Consider the following 19,841-nt stretch of genomic DNA (forward strand, 5'->3'; position numbering starts at 1 on the left):
ACCAGACGAGTGAACAGACCCGTCATTTTTCAAGGTGCAGCGGGTTTATTTTGTTATTTGGCCGTTAATGTGCCGCTAAAGTGTTTCACTGCTGTAAGAGGGGATATGGGCCTCTTGTCCTGAAGGTGAACGTTTTCCGCTGGAGAAAAAAATATGACGACATTAAGTCAGGAAGCCGCCCTGGTACACGAAGCGTTACTCGCCCGTGGGCTGGAAACCCCTTTACGTTCGCCTGCGCGTGAAATAGACGATGAAACACGTAAACGGCTGATTGCCGGTCATATGACAGAAATTATGCAGTTGTTAAATCTCGATTTAGAAGATGACAGCCTTGCTGAAACGCCGCATCGCATCGCCAAAATGTATGTGAACGAAGTTTTCTCCGGTCTGGATTATGCTAATTTCCCTAAAATCACCGTGATAGAAAATAAAATGAAGGTGGACGAGATGGTGACGGTGCGCGATATCACCTTAACCAGCACTTGCGAGCATCATTTCGTGATTATCGACGGTAAAGCGACCGTAGCCTATATCCCAAAAGATAAAGTGATTGGCCTGTCAAAAATCAATCGCATCGTGCAGTTCTTTGCTTCACGCCCCCAGGTTCAGGAACGTCTGACGCAGCAGATTTTGCTTGCTTTACAAACGCTGTTGGGGACTAACAATGTGGCCGTGTCGATTGATGCGGTACATTACTGTGTTAAGGCGCGCGGCATTCGTGATGCGACCAGTGCCACCACCACCACGTCTCTGGGCGGTCTGTTTAAATCCAGCCAGAATACCCGGCAGGAATTTCTTCGTGCGGTGCGCCATAGTTAGTTTTCTTTCTGCGGCTTTCCCTCTCTGATTGTAACGAGAGGGAGCCAGCCTGATTCAGGAAATATGCATGCAGCGCAATCTGACACTGGATTTTATCCGTGGTCTTGCGGTACTGGGCATTTTACTGCTGAATGTGAGCGGATTTGCCCTGCCTGCCGCGGCCTATCTCAATCCTGCCTGGAACGGAATCCCGTCTGATACCGATATCTGGACGTGGGCCACGCTTGAACTGTTCGCACAAATTAAATTCCTCACTCTGTTTGCCATTCTGTTTGGGGCCGGCCTACAGATGTTATTGCCGCGCGGTAAGCGCTGGTTACAGTCGCGTTTAACCTGGCTGGTCATTTTGGGCTTTATCCACGCGGTCTTTTTCTGGGAAGGCGATATTCTACTGGATTATGGCATTGTAGGATTGATCGCCTGGCGTATGATCCGCGATGTTTCTTCAACCCGTTCGCTGTTTAATACCGGGGTGATGTTGTATGGGGTTGGTGTACTGGTGTTGATTGTCTTTGGTCTGATCTCGGGCGATAAGCCCGGCAGCTCATGGCAGCCCGGCATAGCGGTGGTACAGTATGAAACCTACTGGAAGCTGGGAGGGGGGATTGAGGCTGTGAGAAACCGGCTCGAACACCTCTCATCCGGTATGCTGGCACTTGGTGCGCAGTATGGCTGGCAACTTGCGGGCTTAATGATGATTGGCGGAGCGCTAATGCGCACTGGCTGGCTGAAAGGGCGCTTCAGCCTGCGTCACTATCGACGGCTGGCGCTCTTTACCATCCCGCTCTCTTTTGTTATCCAGATTCCCGGGATCTTTTTGCAATGGCATTTGCAATGGGAATTCCGCTGGACGGCTTTTTTTCTGCAGGTACCCAGAGATATCGCTGCTCCGCTACAGGCTCTGGGTTATGCTGCCCTCTGCTTTGGTTTTTGGCCTCAATTGGCCGGGCTAAAAATAACGCAGGCGATATGCTGTGTCGGGCGCATGGCGTTAACTAACTATCTACTGCAAACACTGCTCTGTACCACGCTGTTCTACCGCTTAGGCCTTTTTATGCACTTTGACCGCCTGCAATTGTTGGCTATCGTAGCTGCCATCTGGAGCGTCAATGTGCTGTTTTCACTCTATTGGCTCCGTTTTTTCGACCAGGGACCAATGGAATGGCTGTGGCGCCAACTAACCCGGTTAGGGGCAGGCAAACTGCCTGAACCCCCTCACCGCGGATAATGATACACATCACAAAGGTTGCATAATTGTATGTAACCGTTTTCACGAGTGTGATGAGATTCACGCTGTAACGTTAAACCGCCTGACAAAATAGCCGCCATAAAATGTTCTGGTAACAGAAAAGTTATGCGTTCCATTACTTCAAGGCGAAGCGTTTATGATTACCATCCGTGACGTCGCGCGGCTTGCTGGCGTTTCCGTCGCCACCGTTTCTCGCGTGCTCAATAATAGCACTGCGGTGATGCAGGACACGCGCAATACCGTGTTAGCGGCAGTAGAATCATTAGGTTATCGACCTAACGCGAATGCGCAAGCGCTGGCAACTCAAATGACTGACACCATTGGCGTGGTGGTAATGGATGTCTCCGACCCCTTTTTTGGCGCGTTGGTCAAGGCTGTCGACAACGTTGCGCAGCGCCTGAAGAAACATGTATTAATCAATAACTCCTATCACCAGGAAGAGAAAGAGCGTCACGCGATTGAAGTGCTAATCCGCCAGCGTTGTCATGCATTGATCGTGCATGCGAAAACCCTTTCTGATGCAGAATTGGCGAGTTTTATGGATCAGGTACCGGGGATGGTGCTGATCAACCGTATCATCCCCGGATATGCTCATCGTTGCGTTTGTCTGGACAACGTCAGCGGCGCCCTGATGGCAACGCGTATGCTGCAACAACAGGGCCATACGCGAATTGGTTATTTGGGTTCGTGTCATCCAATTGAAGATGTTATTCAGCGCCGTGACGGCTGGCTACAGGCGCTGGCGGAGCAGGGAATGACACCGCCTGAAGGCTGGACAGCCAGTGGCGAACCTGACCTCAGCGGCGGGGAAGCGGCGATGGTTGAGCTGCTAGGGCGTAATTTACATCTCACCGCCGTTTTTGCCTATAACGACAGCATGGCTGCAGGTGCACTGACTGCATTGAAGGATAACGATATTCAAGTTCCGCAGCATCTCTCAATCATCGGTTTTGATGATATTCCCATTTCACGGTATACCGACCCGCAACTCACCACTGTGCGTTATCCGATTGTTTCTATGGCAAAACTTGCCACTGAGCTGGCGTTAAAAGGCGCATCCGGTCAGATCGATCCAACGGCTCAACACTGCTTTATGCCTACCCTGGTACGTCGCCATTCCGTTGCCACACGGCAAAATGTGGAGCCTGTCACTAATCCCGGAGATTTACCCATGTAACCGTTTCCAATCTGTGAGTAAATTCACAGTTAATTAACATTGGCATCTCTATGATGACAGCGCAACCAGGGGGCTGAAACATAATGTAACGGGTCGTTTTCCCGGATACTAAGGCTCTGTGGGTGGCATGAAATAGTTGAACATATCTTTCAGGAAGTGTTGCCGGACACGGAAGTTAGGTTTTGCATTAACAATTTATCAGTGTTTCGTAACATTCTTTAAACATAAAGACGTTTCACTGAACGTTAATAAACCCTCGATAATTCGCTTGCAGCGTAATCGCTCACTTGAGATGTTCTGGTCGTTCTTCATTGCCGGAATGCGCGAGTACAGCTAAACCCGCAAGGTGAAATATGACAGGGTATAACCGATTGTCTTGTTATTTCACGGCGACGTGAGCAAGACGTAGAACGATACCCACACGATGTGAAGTTGCGTCAATACGGCCAGCGAATGAACCCCGGTAATCATTATCGGTAAGTTATTTGGGTGAGTAAGTACCGCCGACGCGCAGGCAACTTTATATGTGACGGGTATACCCTGCAAAAACCGGAGATTCCATGAATAAGAAGGCTTTCACCCTCACAGCCCTGGTTGCCAGTATGATGTTTGGAGCAACGGCTCACGCAGCAGATACCCGCATTGGTGTCACCATTTATAAATATGACGATAACTTTATGTCCGTTGTGCGTAAAGCGATTGAGAAAGAAGCAAAAGGTGCTTCTGGCATTCAGCTGTTAATGAATGACTCGCAGAATAGCCAGTCTACCCAGAACGATCAGGTCGATGTGATGATGGCGAAAGGTGTGAAAGCATTAGCCATTAACCTGGTCGATCCGGCAGCTGCCGCCGTCATCATTGATAAAGCGAAGCAGAACGATGTGCCCGTGGTGTTCTTCAACAAAGAACCGAGCGCACAGGCTCTGGCCAGCTACGACAAAGCTTACTATGTTGGCACGGACTCGAAAGAATCAGGCGTGAAACAAGGCGAGCTGATTGAAAAGCACTGGAAAGCCAATCCAGCCTGGGACCTGAATAAAGATGGTCAGATTCAGTATGTGCTGTTAAAAGGCGAGCCGGGCCATCCGGATGCGGAAGCACGTACGAAATATGTAATTGATACGTTGACCAAAGACGGCATCAAAACTCAGTCGTTACATATGGATACTGCCATGTGGGATACCGCTCAGGCGAAAGATAAAGTCGATGCCTGGCTGTCCGGCCCGAACGGTAACAAAATTGAAGTGGTTATCGCAAACAACGATGCGATGGCAATGGGGGCGGTTGAAGCGCTGAAGGCGCATAACAAAGCGTCTATCCCGGTATTCGGTGTGGATGCACTGCCAGAAGCGCTGGCGTTAGTGAAATCCGGTGCGATGGCAGGTACCGTGCTGAACGATGCAGATAATCAGGCAAAAGCCACTTTTGAAATGGCGAAAAACCTGGCAGAAGGCAAACCTGCAACTGAAGGCACCACTTACACACTGGATGGCAAAGTGGTTCGCGTTGCTTACGTACCGGTAGATAAAGATAACCTGTCTCAGTTTGTAAAATAACCAAAGTGGGCGCGGGCTAGTGCCGCGCCCATGCTTCACTTGTCCGAATGACTCTTTCAGCCAGGTAAATTATGGCCAGTGATAAAACGACACCGCAGCGTGAATTCCTGCTGGAAATGAGCGATATCAGTAAATCATTTCCTGGAGTGAAAGCCTTAGATAAAGTCAATTTAAAGGTTCGCCCGCACTCTATTCATGCCCTTATGGGAGAAAATGGCGCCGGTAAATCTACGTTATTAAAATGCCTGTTTGGTATTTACAGTAAAGATTCGGGGAGCATCCTGTTTCAGGGTGAGGAAGTTGATTTTAAAAGCGCAAAAGAAGCACTGGAAAATGGTGTTTCTATGGTGCATCAGGAATTAAACCTGGTTTTGCAACGTACCGTTATGGATAACATGTGGCTGGGACGTTATCCCAGAAAAGGGTTATTTGTCGATCAGGACAAAATGTATCGCGATACCAAAGCGATCTTTGATGAATTAGATATCGATATCGATCCGCGTGATAAAGTCGCCACGTTATCTGTTTCGCAGATGCAGATGATTGAAATTGCTAAGGCATTCTCGTATAACGCAAAAATCGTCATTATGGATGAGCCGACATCTTCGCTGACGGAAAAAGAGGTAAACCATCTGTTTACCATTATTCGTAAGTTGAAAGATCGTGGCTGCGGTATCGTGTATATCTCTCATAAAATGGAAGAAATTTTCCAGCTTTGTGATGAAATCACCATCCTGCGGGATGGCCAATGGATTGTCACTCAGCCGCTGGAAGGGCTGGATATGGACAAAATCATCGCGATGATGGTTGGACGTTCACTGAACCAGCGTTTTCCTGATAAAAGTAACGTTCCCGGTGAAGTAATCCTTGAAGTGCGTAACCTTACCTCGTTGCGCCAGCCTTCGATTCGTGATGTCTCTTTCGACCTACATAAAGGTGAGATTCTGGGAATTGCGGGTTTGGTTGGCGCGAAACGTACGGATATTGTTGAGACGCTCTTCGGTATTCGTGACAAATCGAGCGGCACTATTAAACTGCATGGCAAAGCGATTAATAATCACAGTGCCAATGAAGCGATTAATCATGGTTTCGCACTGGTAACGGAAGAACGCCGCTCGACCGGGATTTATGCTTATCTGGATATCGGTTTTAATTCGTTGATCTCCAATATCCGTAAATATAAAAACAGCCTGGGACTGCTGGATAACAGCCGGATGAAAAGTGATACCCAATGGGTGATTGACTCTATGCGGGTAAAAACGCCGGGACATCACACGTCTATTGGCTCCCTTTCCGGTGGGAACCAGCAGAAAGTAATTATTGGCCGCTGGCTATTAACTCAGCCGGAAATATTAATGCTGGATGAGCCCACGCGTGGCATTGATGTTGGTGCTAAGTTTGAAATTTATCAGCTTATTGCCGAACTGGCTAAAAGGGAGAAGGGTATCATTATTATTTCTTCTGAAATGCCGGAATTATTAGGGATTACCGACAGGATATTGGTAATGAGTAATGGCCTGGTTGCAGGCATTGTCGAAACGAAAACCGCTACGCAAAACGAAATATTGCGTTTGGCGTCGTTACACCTTTGATGTAAGGGCTGTCACCATGAAAGCAGTTAATAAGAAAAATGCGCTAACCTGGCTAAAAGAAGGTGGTATTTACGTCGTTTTACTGGTGTTGCTGGCAATCATTATCTTCCAGGACCCGACGTTTCTCAGCCTGGTTAATCTGAGTAATATTCTGACGCAGTCATCGGTGCGCGTTATCATTGCTCTCGGCGTTGCCGGGCTAATTGTGACGCAGGGGACTGACCTCTCTGCCGGACGCCAGGTTGGGCTGGCCGCAGTTGTCGCAGCGACTATGTTGCAGGCAATGGACAACGTGAACAAGGTGTTCCCAAATATCGATACGGTGCCTATCCCACTGGTTATCCTGACCGTCTGTGCGATCGGTGCTCTGATTGGCCTCGTAAACGGGCTGGTGATCGCCTACCTGAAAGTGACGCCGTTTATCACTACATTAGGTACGATGATTATCGTATACGGTATAAACTCGCTTTATTATGACTATGTTGGTGCATCACCGATTGCGGGTTTTGACGCGGGCTTCTCCACCTTTGCTCAGGGTTTTTTACGTTTTGGCGATTTCAAACTCTCCTACATCACCTTCTATGCGATTATCGCTATCCTGTTTGTCTGGGTGCTGTGGAATAAAACTCGCTTCGGCAAAAATATTTTTGCGATTGGTGGCAATCCGGAAGCCGCAAAGGTCTCCGGGGTTAACGTTCCGCTAAATCTTATTATGATCTATGCGCTTTCTGGGGTGTTCTACGCTTTTGGCGGGATGCTGGAGGCGGGGCGTATCGGTAGTGCGACGAATAATCTCGGTTTTATGTATGAGCTGGATGCCATTGCTGCCTGTGTGGTTGGGGGTGTGTCTTTTGCTGGTGGAGTCGGGACCGTTGCTGGAGTGGTAACCGGTGTGCTGATTTTTACCGTCATCAACTATGGCCTGACTTATATCGGCGTGAACCCTTACTGGCAGTACATTATCAAAGGTAGCATTATCATCTTCGCCGTCGCGCTGGACTCGTTGAAATATTCACGTAAGAAGTAATTCATCGAAAGAGGGGTTGCCTCTTTTCAGATAGCAAATGGATTGTGTTGTCACCAGACGCAACGGTATGCACGACGTTCTGCCTGGGCAGACATTCTGGCGATGTTGTGATCGTATTAAAAAGGATGCGAAAACCTAATGCCGGTCACTCAAGGTGGCCGGCGTTGTTTTTTAAGGGATATTTCGACCTTTTCTCTCACGTCCCTCGCATATTCCCGCTCCCGCCTTGAGGGCAGTTTCAGCATCTCTGCGCTACGGTAAAAGTGTTTCTGATGGCCCGGAATGGCTCACGACGATGCCCGGGGTAACCCGATTAACAACCGTAATATCTCCGATACCGCACCGCTAAAACTTCGTTGATAAGGCAGATAATCCTCCTCCAGGCTGAACGCCATCTTGATGATCGGGTATCGCACCAGGTTATATGTCTGCAGGATACCTCACAGCGCCTGTCTCACCCTCTCCGGGAGCGTGCTTCCCAACGCCCACCGATTACCCGCGGGACCATGGGCTCAGGAGGAAACTCACGTTTGCGAAGGGTGACAGTATCAGTGAGAGAAAAAGCCTGCTGGATAAGGTCGGGTGAAAGCGGGTCAGCGAAGCTCAGAATCCCGTCAGGCGCGGTGAAATGCTTGTGAAAGTTCCATTGAAAAAGGGGCCATGAAGAACATGAACCCTTTTACACCAGCCACCGCATCGGTCAACCGATCTTTAAACGATCGGCACCAGGCGAAAGCCTCTTTTTTTATGTCGCAAAAGCGTTATTTCTTCTCTGGTTTTTGCTGCAGTTCCAGCAGTTGTTCTGGCGTGACGGCGGGATAGCTCTGGGCATTTTCCGGGATGTCATGTACCGCAGGAATAGGCACCAGCGGGCCAAGAAAACGAGGTTCGCGCTTCATTAAATAGAGATCGATAAGGGCGCCAAGGCGGGCACCGACTTCGCGGAAACGGATATTGAGCATATTTTTGGGTGAGGGAACGGCGTAACACTGTGCCTGAATTCCCATATGCAAGGCAATAAACAGCGCGCGTTCGCAATGGAAGCGTTGAGTGATAATAATGAAGTCATTGGTATCAAAGACTTTGCGCGTACGTACAATCGAATCCAGCGTACGGAACCCGGCGTAATCAAGTACGATATCTGCGGGTTCCACTCCAGCCGCAATCAGGTCACGGCGCATGGTCATCGGCTCGTTATAGCTCTGCTGGGCGTTATCGCCGCTTAGTAACAGATAATTTATCTTACCGCTGTTGTAAGCATTAATTGCCCCTTGCATACGGTAAAGATAATACTGATTGATCACGCCGGTCCGATAATACTTTGCGGTGCCTAGCACAACGCCTACCTGCCGATGCGGTAACGAAGTTAAATCGTCGTAAACGTAGGGGGCTGTTTTCCAGCTAATCCAGCGATCGAGGCCGAGCGCAGTCAGTACCATCAACGATATGATGATAATCAGACTATAAATCAAGCGTTTTAGCATGCTTTAAGGCGCTCAGGGTAGCAAAAAATCGAATGGTTCAAGGCTACTTGAGCCGATGCGATGAAGCAAGTGACATGGATCATTGCCGACGCATTATTAATAATAACGGGCGCTGCGTGCGCCCGTTATGGACGGTTAGATGGATGTACGACGATAGTTACGATACTGCGGTAACCAGAAGTTGGCCGCGATCGACTTCGATAGCACATCTTCAGAAGTGACGACGGCAACGCCCGCTAACTGTGCGGCTTTACCCACAGCCATTGCGATCAGCTTTGATACGCCCTGGATATCTTTAATTTCCGGCAGAACGGCACCGATGCCATCATTTGCCAACGGTGAGCAATCGGCCAGTGCCCGGCTTGCAGCCATCAGCATACTATCGGTTACGCGAACGGCGCCTGATGCGATAACGCCGAGTCCAATTCCCGGAAAGATATAGGAGTTGTTGCACTGCGCGATAGGGAAGGTTTTCTCTTTCCAGGTTACCGGCGCGAATGGGCTACCTGTCGCCACCAGTGCAGCACCGTCGGTCCATGCCATAATATCTGCCGGTGTGGCTTCGACACGAGACGTCGGGTTGGAAAGCGGCATCACGATAGGACGTGGGCAGTGCTTATGCATTTCGCGGATGATCTCTTCGCTGAACAAACCCGGCTGACCAGATACGCCGATCAGAATATCAGGCTGCGCATTGCGTACCACATCCAGTAGCGACAGCGAGTCATCCTGAGTATCCCAGCTCGCCAGGTTTTCGTTCTTCTGTACCAGCTTGCTCTGGAAATTCAACAGGTTTGGCAGTTTATCGGTCAATAGCCCAAAACGATCGACCATAAAGACGCGAGCTCGCGCTTCGTCATCGCTCAGGCCTTCAGATTTCATCTGGGCAATGATCTGCTCAGCGATACCGCAACCTGCGGAACCCGCACCGAGGAAGACGACTTTTTGATCGCTCAGATTGCTGCCTGCCGCACGGCTGGCGGCAATCAAGGTGCCGAGTGTTACGGCGGCAGTTCCCTGAATATCGTCATTAAAGCAGCAAACTTCGTCGCGATAACGCTCCAGCAGCGGCATGGCGTTCTTTTGTGCGAAATCTTCAAATTGCAGCAGAACATTTGGCCAGCGGCTTTTTACCGCCTGGATAAATTCATTCACGAATTTATCGTACTCTTCGCCGGTAATACGTGGATGACGCCAGCCCATATATAGCGGGTCATTCAGTAACTGCTGGTTATTGGTGCCGACATCCAGAACCACCGGCAGCGTATAGGCCGGGCTGATGCCGCCACATGAGGTATAAAGTGACAGTTTACCAATCGGGATCCCCATACCGCCAATGCCCTGATCGCCCAAGCCGAGGATACGCTCTCCATCCGTCACCACGATAACTTTTACATTTTGCTTAGTGGCGTTTTGCAGCATGTCTTCAATGCTGGCACGGTTCGGATAGGAGATAAACAAGCCGCGGGCACGACGATAGATTTCTGAGAAGTGCTCACAGGCTGCACCAACCGTTGGGGTATAGATGATCGGCATCATCTCTTCAAGATGGTTGTCCAACAGGCGGTAAAAAAGCGTTTCGTTAGTGTCCTGGATATTGCGAAGGTAGACGTGCTTATCGTTATCGTTTTTAAAGTCCTGAAATTGACGCCAGGCGCGTTCAGCCTGCTCTTCGATGCTTTCAACGGTCTCGGGTAGCAGACCATTTAGATTGAAATCATTGCGTTCTTCGATGGAGAAAGCGCTTCCTTTGTTCAGCAGCGGAAACTCCAGCAGTATCGGTCCGGCATAGGGGATATAAAGCGGCCTTTTACTCTCGTGTTCAAATTCCATGCGGTATGCTCCTGCGGGCTTACAGAGTTCATATTAAATTTGGACAGTGCTCGTTTTTTTTTACACGCATCAAACACGCGTCATTTCTGTGCGCTGGCCACATGTGATATGACTGCGACGCTAACACCTGAATATTGCGAATGAATTGTGTGCCACCGATCCTAAGAAAAAACGCGCAGAAGTACAGCTTTAGTTAACGAGAATTCATAATACCCGTTATTTAGAGGGGGATGGGTGTCGTTGAGCTCATTTTTCTGGCTTCTAAAGGTTAATTATTTTTCTGTCCTCAGCCGGTGTCGTGAGTGTCTCCCTCGCCGGCGGGACTGGCAAATATCTTCTGCTGTCGCACAGGCGAACGACAAAGGGCCGGCGCTAACCGGTCCTGACTGGTCATCCGAAGGATGAATGGAATGCCGTTGACGTTACGCCCTCCGTTCGAGATAGAGCGCTTAGCGATCGCCTAATGCCACAACGCGCAGATTTTGACAACCAAGCGCATTCAGCGTCGCCTGCGTTGCCTGATGCTGTTCCAGCGTGGCACGCGGATGTTCTGCCAGCACCGCGCGTTTGATCTGCATAATGTCTTCGCTGTGCATATTCATTAAAATCAGTGCAGCCTGCAGCGGAGGCAGGCTAGGGTTAAATGCCGCATTCTCTGCATAACGTCCGGCATAGATGGCACCGCTCTCGGTTTCCAGTGCCACGCCACTATGTGCCTGGCTATAAGGGGCATGACTGTGATTAGCTGCGGCAATGGCGGCCTGTTCGAGCCGATCGCCCTGCATGTGATAACCGTGATCGATTGGATCAAGCAGCAGCGTCTTGATATCAAGATCTCGGGGACCAAAAGCATAAGGAAGATAATCTTTCAGTGTTGCGGGATCGCGTCCGGGTAAGAAAATTTGCAAATCTGTGCCACTGTTAAGCTCGTTCATAAACTGGCGGCAGTGTCCGCAAGGCGAGTAATTAACGGTGATGGCTTCCAGCGCTGTTTCACCGCATAACCAGGCATGGGTAATCGCGCTTTGTTCGGCGTGAACGGTTTGCTGCATGGTAGCGCCTGTAAATTCCATATTAGCGCCAAAATACCAGCGGCCACTTTTACCACGCGCAACCGCGCCAACATCGAAGTGAGAAAGCGGCGTGATCGCACAAGCCGCTGCCAGTGGCAGTAATGCAAATGCTAAAGCATCAGCATCCAGCTGTGTCTGCTGCTTGAGCCTTTCAATGTGCGCTGCGCTTAATGAGGCAGAGAAGTCATCGGCGTCCATAATGGGCGCCAACGCTGTTTGCAGCTCTGAAGACAGCGTGGCAAAAGCGCGGTGAAAACGTAAATGCATTAAATGCCTCTCATTGGCCAGTTGGGCGACCGATTCTACGGTGCAATCAGCTGGTTATATGTGATCTGTATCGCTCTATCAATGCAATAAATGAAAGTTAATTACAATTTGCGAGATCTCTCGCAACTTCTACCCAAAAATCAGCAGTAATAACGGAAGGAGGAAGGGGGCCAACAGCGAAGTGATAATGCCGCAGATCACCAGTGCCAGTGAGCTGTATGCGGCTTCCTGCAAGTCGACCTCAGCACAGCGCGCGGTGCCCAGCGCATGGGAGGCGCTGCCAATTGCCAGCCCTCGCGAGGCCTTACTGTGCACGCCCAGCAAATTCAGCAGCATATGGCCGAATACTGCACCTAATACGCCCGCAACTAACACGCAAATTGCGCTGATCGCCGGAATACCGCCAAGCGAGGATGATACCGCCATCGCGATGGGGGTTGTCACTGATTTTGGTAATATAGTGGCGGCAATCTCGGGCGTAGCCCCCAGCCAAAGAGCAATGGCGGTACCGGATATCATCGCAGCCAGACTGCCGATAAAACAAACGCTGAGTAGTGATTTCCAGCGTGTACGAATCTGGTGGATTTGTTCATACAGCGGTAATGCTAAAGCAACCACGGCTGGTTGCAGTAAATGATTCAGCAGCGAGCTCCCGGCGAAATAGCGTGCATAAGGCATATTGATCATCAGTAGCAGAGGAATAATCGCAGCCATAGAGATCAGCAGCGGGTTAAACAGGGAGATCTTCACCTTCGCAGCAAGTTTTTGCGCAGCGAAAAAGACCAGCAGTGTGAGCGGCAGCGACCACCAGAAATCATTCATTATTCGTTTTCCTGTCGGAAGCGCGATCCTGCAGGCGTTGAGAGCTCACTCCCACAATAACCAACACTATCAGGGTACTGACAATGCAGGAAACGACAATCGGTCCGAATTGAGCGCTAAGAACATCGGTATAGCCCATCACCCCTACGCTAATGGGTACGAAGAGCAGCGCCATATACCGGATGAGTAGATGACAACCGGGTTTCACCCAGCGCACGGGGAGAATTTGTGATGCCAGCAAAAAGAAAAGAACCAGCATACCGAGGATACTACCCGGAATGGTAATCGGAAGCAGGGCGGACAGCGCCTCACCGGCATACAGACAGAGATAGATGATGGCAAAGGCACGGATATAGCACCAGGTGATGGCGAGCACGTTGCGCATGAAAAACTCCTGTTTTTAACGCGATCATCGTACGATGAAAAAACGAAGCGTGCCAGCGCTTGCCGCAGAGGCAGCACAGCAATAACGCGAGGCATAAGCGAGAAGAAGGGGCAGGACTCTGCCCCTGTTAACATTACTTGACCGGCATCCCGGGTTGTGCGCCGCTATCCGCTGACAGCAGGAACAAGTCTTTACCCCCAGGGCCCGCCGAAAGCACCATACCTTCTGAAAGACCAAAACGCATCTTACGCGGCGCAAGGTTAGCCACCACGATGGTCAGGCGCCCTTCGAGTACGGCCGGATCGGGGTAAGCGGCGCGAATTCCGGAGAAAATTTGGCGCGTTTCGCCGCCCATATCCAGCACCAGACGCAGCAGTTTATCGGAGCCTTCTACCCGTTCTGCTTTTTGGATTAGCGCGACTCGCATATCGACTTTGGCAAAATCATCAAACTGAATGGTATCGGCGATCGGCGCGTCGGCCAGAGGGCCAGAAACGACGGATGCGGCGGCTGCGTCTTCTTTCGAGGCCGCAATAAGGCCATCCACTTTGCTCATTTCAATACGGCCATAAAGCGCTTTGAAGGGGGCGATATTATGGCCCAACAGCGGCTGGTTGATGCCATCCCAGCACAGTTGATGTTGAAGAAAAGCCTCGGTGCGTTCGCTAAGCGAAGGCAGAACCGGTTTCAGCCATGTCATCAGTACGCGGAACAGGTTGATGCCCATGGAGCATATCGCTTGCAGATCGGCATCGCGTCCTTCCTGTTTGGCCACAACCCACGGCGCCTGCTCATCAACATAGCGGTTGGCAACGTCGGCCAATGCCATGATTTCGCGAATTGCGCGGCTGAATTCACGGTTAGCCCAGGCTTCGCCAATGCTGGCTGAGGCATCGGTAAAGGTTTGGTAAAGCGCCGGATCGGCCAGTGTATCAGCCAGTTTTCCGTCGAAACGTTTGTTGATGAAGCCCGCATTGCGGGAGGCCAGGTTCACCACTTTATTCACGATATCGGCGTTAACTCGCTGGACGAAGTCTTCCAGATTCAGGTCGATATCATCAATGCGTGAAGAGAGTTTTGCGGCATAGTAATAGCGCAGGCTGTCTGCATCCAGATGCTCAAGCCAGGTACTGGCCTTAATAAAGGTGCCACGGGATTTTGACATTTTGGCACCGTTAACCGTGACATACCCGTGAACGAACAGATTAGTCGGTTTGCGGAAGTTGCTGCCTTCCAGCATAGCTGGCCAGAACAGGCTGTGGAAATAGACAATATCTTTACCGATGAAATGATAAAGCTCAGCCTCCGAATCCTTCTTCCAGAAGGCGTCAAAGTCGATGTCGCCACGCTTGTCGCACAGGTTTTTGAATGAGCCCATATAGCCGATAGGCGCATCCAGCCAGACATAGAAATATTTGCCTGGCGCATCCGGGATCTCAAAGCCAAAGTAGGGCGCATCGCGGGAAATATCCCACTGCTGAAGTCCGGACTCGAACCACTCTTGCATCTTGTTCGCGACCTGCTCCTGTAACGCGCCTGAACGCGTCCACGCCTGCAACATGGCGCTGAATTCTGGCAAATCAAAGAAGAAGTGCTCAGAGTCACGCATCACCGGTGTCGCACCCGAGACGACAGATTTAGGATCAATCAGCTCGGTCGGGCTGTAGGTTGCGCTACAGACTTCGCAGTTATCGCCATATTGATCGGGAGACTTACATTTCGGGCAGGTGCCTTTCACAAAGCGATCGGGCAGAAACATTCCTTTCTCAGGATCGTACAGCTGAGAAATGGTCCGATTTTTAATAAACCCGTTCTCTTTCAGGCGACCATAAATAAGTGATGACAGCTCACGGTTCTCGTCGCTATGCGTGGAATGATAGTTGTCATAGCTAATATTAAAGCCTGCAAAATCAGTCTGATGTTCCTGACTCATTTCGGCAATCATCTGTTCGGGGGCGATCCCCAACTGCTGAGCCTTCAGCATGATCGGCGTGCCGTGCGCATCGTCAGCACAGATGAAGTAAACCTGATTGCCGCGCATTCGCTGGTAACGGACCCATATATCTGCCTGGATATGCTCGAGCATGTGGCCGAGATGGATAGAACCGTTGGCGTACGGCAGTGCGCACGTTACCAAAATCTTTTTCGCGACTTGAGTCATAGTAGAACTTGCTATACCTGATTTAAAAAGGGGTTTAGATGTTAACCGAAAGGCTGGCCCGGCGTAAACAAGGCTTATTCCAGCGGCGGACAAATCTTATGCCACCGGGGTGGTCGGTGAGCCTTAGTACAAAATCTGTGTCGCGTTATTACCCGCAGGTGCGAAATTTCTGCCGGCTAACACGCCAGTACCAACACTTCTGGTATGCTTAAGCGAGAGGGCAATTTCGCACGATTTTACCTGTCATTTACAATGAAAATACCAAGGAGCCGGGATGAATTCACAATCCCATGGTCATTACTCACCGGAAACATTGCGCGCAATGGTGATGGGAGTGTTGACCACATTTGAACATCCGACGCTGAAGCATAACCTGACTACGCTTAAAGCGTTGCACCATGTTGCGCTGATGGACAATAAGCTGCATATCGAATTGGTGATGCCCTTTGCCTGGAACAGCGCTTTTGAGGATTTAAAAGCAACCGCCAGCGCTGACTTACTGCGTATCACTGGCGCACAGGCGATTGACTGGCGTCTGAGTCACGATATTGCCACGCTGAAACGGGTGAAAAATCAACCAGGCGTTAACGGCGTTAAAAATATTATTGCGGTGAGTTCCGGTAAAGGCGGCGTGGGTAAATCCACCACCGCGGTGAATCTTGCGCTTGCACTAATGGCTGAAGGGGCGAAAGTCGGCATTCTTGATGCGGATATTTATGGCCCTTCGGTGCCCAATATGTTGGGTACCGAAGGTCAGCGTCCGACATCGCCGGACGGCACCCATATGGCACCTATCGTGGCACATGGTCTGTCAACTAACTCGATTGGGTATCTGGTGACGGATGACAACGCCATGGTATGGCGCGGCCCGATGGCGAGTAAGGCGCTGATGCAGATGCTGAATGAAACCCTGTGGCCGGAGCTGGATTATCTGGTGCTGGATATGCCGCCGGGAACCGGTGATATTCAGTTAACGTTGGCGCAAAACGTGCCGGCCACCGGCGCGATTGTGGTGACGACCCCGCAGGATATCGCCCTGATCGATGCGCGCAAGGGTATTGTGATGTTTGATAAGGTGAGCGTACCGGTGCTTGGCGTCGTCGAAAATATGAGTATGCACATTTGCAGCCAGTGCGGACATCACGAGGCCATTTTTGGAACCGGTGGCGCGCAAACGCTGGTGGATACCTATAACACGCGTCTGTTAGGGCAACTACCGTTACATATTACGCTGCGGGAAGACCTGGATGAAGGCCTGCCAACGGTGATCCGCCGTCCGGAGAGCGATTTTACCGCGATCTATCGTCAGCTTGCGGGCGCCGTGGCGGCACAGCTTTACTGGCAGGGTGAAGTGATCCCCGGCGAAATCGCCTTCCGCGCGGTGTAAGTTGAGGTAAGCCGTTTGCGTGTCCGCGATACTAAGGGCGCGCAGACGGCAGTGACTGATAAGTGAGGACGCAGTTTCCGGGTTCGCCGCGGCAGTGTGGCAATCGGCCACGGCTCTGTTCGTCACCGCCCTGCAAAAGCGCACGCCAGGACGGTTTCGGCCTCATTCACAGGACGAATATGCACGGTGTCCGCGTCCGCTACGGGCGAGCAAAAATACTGTATTTATGTTGGGGTTCTGAATCGAGCCAGGCTGGCTACATCCTCAACGCGGGCAATATTCAGGCAATATTGCAGCAAATCTTCCCCATATCCTGAAGGTAATCCGCCGTAAGCGATGTTACGTCGGAATTTTTCAATCAGCGCGTCCCGCGTGAGCGGTTCTTTGACGCCCCCGCGGAAATGGGGTTGCCGCCACTCATGTACGCGACCATCCGTAAATGTCACGCGGGCGTGGCCGCTGTAATTACGCGGATATTCATTATGAGGATCGATGCGATAACGAATTTTTGCCGCAAGCGCCAGTACCTGCGGTAAATCGATTTTGTCGTCAGTAAACTGTTCCAGCCCGGCATCACCTTCAAAAAAAGAGATGGCCATGGCGAATGGCATACTGAATTTCGCCGCGTAGCCGGAGGTCGGACGCTGTTTACTGGCTAATGGTTCCCAGAGCCGGTCAACCAAACCTTCGCCCGTGTCGCATTCAACCGAGATGATATCTTCGGCGTGAATACCTTGCTGACGCATTTGTAACATACAGTCGATGAAGGGATGGATCATGGTGCCGCAAGCGTAAGGTTTGAAAGCAATACGCTCCATCATCCATTGTTCTCCCAGCCCATCGATTAGGGGGGGATAATTTGCCGGGGCGTCGCGGCTAAAGACACGAAACAGGTTACGTGGGCCTTCAAAAATTGTACGGGGGCCGTTATAACCGGCTTGCCCAAGTAATGCAGCTTTATACCCTGACTGGGCTGCCCAACCCGGATGTAAACGTTTAGTCCATGCGCCTTCGCTGAGAAACTCCCCCAGACCAGAAGCAAAACTGCCGGCAATGCCAAACGCATCGGTAAGTTGCTGCTGATTTAGCCCGAGCGTGACGCCAACCCCGGCCGTTGCGCCGAGTACACCAATCACACCAACCGGATGAAAGCCGGCTTTATGAATAGCACCTGGAACCACGTGATTAAACCGGCACACCATCTCCAGGCCAGCAACGATCCCACGCAAGGCATCCTCACCGGAACGATGATGCCGTTCCGCCGCGGCGAGAACCGCAGGTAATACCATCGCGCCAACCCGAATCGGCGCGCCCTCCAGCGTATCATCGAAGTCTTCACCATGAGTGGCCGTCCCATTAATCAGCGCTGCGCCACTGGCAGAAAACCCGGCGGCGTGGCCCAATGCGGTACAGTTCCCTTGCTGATCGTCAGTATTAATCAGTGCTGTTATATAGTCGCTGCGCCGGGCAGCGATACACAATCCCGCCATATCCAGCAGATCATTGATGGCTACCGTGATGGCTTTTTCGGGGATGTTATCGAGCTGAAGAGGTGTCAGGACAGCGGCTATTTTTTCGGCTAATGCGTGTCCCGCCACGGGAAGTGACATATCAACTTTGCGTACCGACATATTCTGTCTCCGGAGATCGGTCAGATCATCAAATCCGTCAATTATCGGCGCGTAACGTCCTGCTGTCTTGTGCGTAAAACAGCAAAGCTTAACCTGTTTTGTTCTTTGTCTTTTCCTGCTCAAAACCAGATAGTCACGACTTATCCCCGACCATGACTTGATAGCAGGCAACGTTGACGCATGTTTATTTTCTCTAATGATGATATTAACGCCGTACTCTCAATGCGGGATTGTATTGATGCATTTGAGCATACGTATCGCGATGTCGCCGCAGGACAAGCGGTAAACGGACACCGCTCAGACATGATTACAGAAACGGCCCGGGCTGATTCTGTCTATTTACTAAAAATGGTGGGGGCAGTAGTACCGCGATACGCTATTGGTGCGGTCAGGATTAACTCCGATATTTTGTCCTTTCCCACCCACAACGGTAAAACCCGCAAAGTGAAAATACCGGCGGCTGCCGGTAACCGCTGGGTCGGGTTGGTGATGTTATTTAATACACAAACCGGCGCGCCTCTGGCCCTGTTTCCTGACGGTGTGATCCAGCGTATGCGCGTTGGGGCAACCAGTGGTTTAGGTGTGCATTATCTGGCACGCCATGATGCCCGTACGGCGGCCATTCTTGGCAGTGGTTGGCAGGCAGGGGCGCAGGCGCAGGCTATCGCCGCGGTACGTTCACTGGATAAATTGTATATTTACAGTCCTGATGAAACGCGTCGGCGGATATTTGCGCAGCAGCTTGAACAACAACTCAGTATACCCGTTGAAGCCGCCGTCAGCGCAGAGCAAGCCGTACGGCAGGCGGATATTGTATTGTGTGCCACAAATAGCCTTCAGCCGGTGCTTTCACACGACTGGCTGCGCCCAGGTATGCACGTGGGATCGATACGGGAAGGGGAACTGGCTGCGGATGAGCTGAAGATATTTGACCGTATTATCGTGCACGATCCTGGCAACATGGCTGACGATCATTTAGTGGTTGCCCGCGGCATTGAACATCGGGAAAAATCCTCTCCCCTGATGCGGACGCTGGATCAGGCTCCTGCACTGTCTGCACTCATTTCCGGACAGGTTGAGGCACGTCAGTCGGCAGCAGAGATTACCGCGTTCTTAAATTATCACGGTCTGGGATATCAATTTGCCGCAGCAGGCGCCGTGCTGCTGGAGAAAGCGCTGGCCGCTGGCCGGGGAGTGGAGCTGCCGGATGAGTGGTTTACGCAGGATGTGCATTCCTGAATATTCGTCATTCATCGTACTTCAGGATCGTTGACTCTGTGGGTTTATCCCCGTCATTTACCTGACGGTACGCCAGGGGATTCGCTGCGGTGTTGCGCCGTTTGAACACCCGGCCTGTTTTCACCGATTATTCCATCTC

At 51.0% G+C, this 19,841-nt stretch carries 16 protein-coding genes and 1 pseudogene; 8 read left to right on the forward strand and 9 right to left on the reverse strand.

Going from position 1 to position 19,841, the window contains the following annotated elements; translation table 11 throughout:
• Positions 1-153 precede the first annotated feature (153 nt).
• From folE to mglC, 6 genes are all read left to right on the forward strand, one after another.
• The gene (folE, locus tag J1C60_RS06485; RefSeq protein ID WP_128176463.1) at positions 154-819 is read left to right on the forward strand and encodes a GTP cyclohydrolase I FolE; all 666 of its coding nucleotides are present in this window, start codon (positions 154-156) and stop codon (positions 817-819) included.
• A 67-nt stretch (positions 820-886) separates the two neighbouring features.
• A complete protein-coding gene (yeiB, locus tag J1C60_RS06490; RefSeq protein ID WP_128176465.1) occupies positions 887-2,047 on the forward strand; it encodes a DUF418 domain-containing protein YeiB in 1,161 nt (386 codons plus the stop codon).
• 157 nt (positions 2,048-2,204) lie between these two features.
• Positions 2,205-3,245, forward strand: coding sequence for an HTH-type transcriptional regulator GalS (gene galS / locus J1C60_RS06495; protein ID WP_128176467.1), 1,041 nt, complete (start codon positions 2,205-2,207; stop codon positions 3,243-3,245).
• A 560-nt stretch (positions 3,246-3,805) separates the two neighbouring features.
• Positions 3,806-4,801 (forward strand): galactose/glucose ABC transporter substrate-binding protein MglB, encoded by a 996-nt coding sequence (gene mglB, locus J1C60_RS06500; protein ID WP_128176469.1) that lies wholly within the window; start codon positions 3,806-3,808, stop codon positions 4,799-4,801.
• Positions 4,802-4,872: 71 nt separating this feature from the next.
• On the forward strand, positions 4,873-6,393 hold the full coding sequence (gene mglA / locus J1C60_RS06505) for a galactose/methyl galactoside ABC transporter ATP-binding protein MglA (protein ID WP_128176471.1): 1,521 nt from the start codon (positions 4,873-4,875) through the stop codon (positions 6,391-6,393).
• A gap of 16 nt (positions 6,394-6,409) precedes the next feature.
• The gene (mglC, locus tag J1C60_RS06510) at positions 6,410-7,420 is read left to right on the forward strand and encodes a galactose/methyl galactoside ABC transporter permease MglC (protein ID WP_128176473.1); all 1,011 of its coding nucleotides are present in this window, start codon (positions 6,410-6,412) and stop codon (positions 7,418-7,420) included.
• A gap of 145 nt (positions 7,421-7,565) precedes the next feature.
• Here mglC and J1C60_RS06515 read toward each other — a convergent pair.
• The 8 genes and pseudogenes from J1C60_RS06515 to metG form a co-directional block, all read right to left on the reverse strand.
• A pseudogene (locus J1C60_RS06515) lies at positions 7,566-7,917 on the reverse strand (IS4 family transposase); the annotation flags it as partial.
• Positions 7,875-8,030, reverse strand: a complete 156-nt coding sequence (locus J1C60_RS18675; protein WP_128176516.1) for a transposase domain-containing protein — start codon at positions 8,028-8,030, stop codon at positions 7,875-7,877. The pseudogene J1C60_RS06515 and the gene J1C60_RS18675, both read right to left, overlap by 43 nt.
• A 151-nt stretch (positions 8,031-8,181) precedes the next feature.
• Positions 8,182-8,904 (reverse strand): outer membrane permeability protein SanA, encoded by a 723-nt coding sequence (gene sanA, locus J1C60_RS06520; protein ID WP_128176475.1) that lies wholly within the window; start codon positions 8,902-8,904, stop codon positions 8,182-8,184.
• 135 nt (positions 8,905-9,039) lie between these two features.
• Positions 9,040-10,737, reverse strand: a complete 1,698-nt coding sequence (locus tag J1C60_RS06525; protein ID WP_128176477.1) for an NAD-dependent malic enzyme — start codon at positions 10,735-10,737, stop codon at positions 9,040-9,042.
• 449 nt (positions 10,738-11,186) lie between these two features.
• A complete protein-coding gene (gene cdd, locus J1C60_RS06530; RefSeq protein ID WP_128176479.1) occupies positions 11,187-12,077 on the reverse strand; it encodes a cytidine deaminase in 891 nt (296 codons plus the stop codon).
• A 129-nt stretch (positions 12,078-12,206) separates the two neighbouring features.
• Positions 12,207-12,899, reverse strand: coding sequence for a CidB/LrgB family autolysis modulator (locus J1C60_RS06535; protein ID WP_128176481.1), 693 nt, complete (start codon positions 12,897-12,899; stop codon positions 12,207-12,209).
• Complete coding sequence (locus J1C60_RS06540; protein ID WP_128176483.1) at positions 12,892-13,284, reverse strand: CidA/LrgA family protein; 393 nt, start codon at positions 13,282-13,284, stop codon at positions 12,892-12,894. Before J1C60_RS06540 ends, J1C60_RS06535 begins: the two co-directional genes overlap by 8 nt.
• A 133-nt stretch (positions 13,285-13,417) precedes the next feature.
• A complete protein-coding gene (gene metG / locus J1C60_RS06545) occupies positions 13,418-15,445 on the reverse strand; it encodes a methionine--tRNA ligase (protein WP_128176485.1) in 2,028 nt (675 codons plus the stop codon).
• A gap of 274 nt (positions 15,446-15,719) precedes the next feature.
• On the opposite strand from metG, the gene apbC reads away from it, so the two are divergent.
• Positions 15,720-16,832, forward strand: coding sequence for an iron-sulfur cluster carrier protein ApbC (gene apbC / locus J1C60_RS06550; protein ID WP_128176487.1), 1,113 nt, complete (start codon positions 15,720-15,722; stop codon positions 16,830-16,832).
• Positions 16,833-17,056: 224 nt separating this feature from the next.
• On the opposite strand, the gene J1C60_RS06555 is transcribed toward apbC, so the two are convergent.
• Positions 17,057-18,463 carry an MmgE/PrpD family protein gene (locus tag J1C60_RS06555; protein WP_128176488.1) on the reverse strand — a complete coding sequence of 469 codons (1,407 nt, stop codon included), beginning with the start codon at positions 18,461-18,463 and terminating at the stop codon, positions 17,057-17,059.
• A gap of 180 nt (positions 18,464-18,643) precedes the next feature.
• Between J1C60_RS06555 and J1C60_RS06560 the strand changes: the two genes are divergently transcribed.
• Entirely contained in the window at positions 18,644-19,702 is a 1,059-nt protein-coding gene (locus J1C60_RS06560; protein ID WP_128176490.1) for an ornithine cyclodeaminase family protein, read from the forward strand.
• Positions 19,703-19,841: the final 139 nt, after the last annotated feature.

This window comes from [Pantoea] beijingensis, from assembly GCF_022647505.1.
Taxonomy (GTDB): Bacteria; Pseudomonadota; Gammaproteobacteria; order Enterobacterales; family Enterobacteriaceae; genus Erwinia; species Erwinia beijingensis.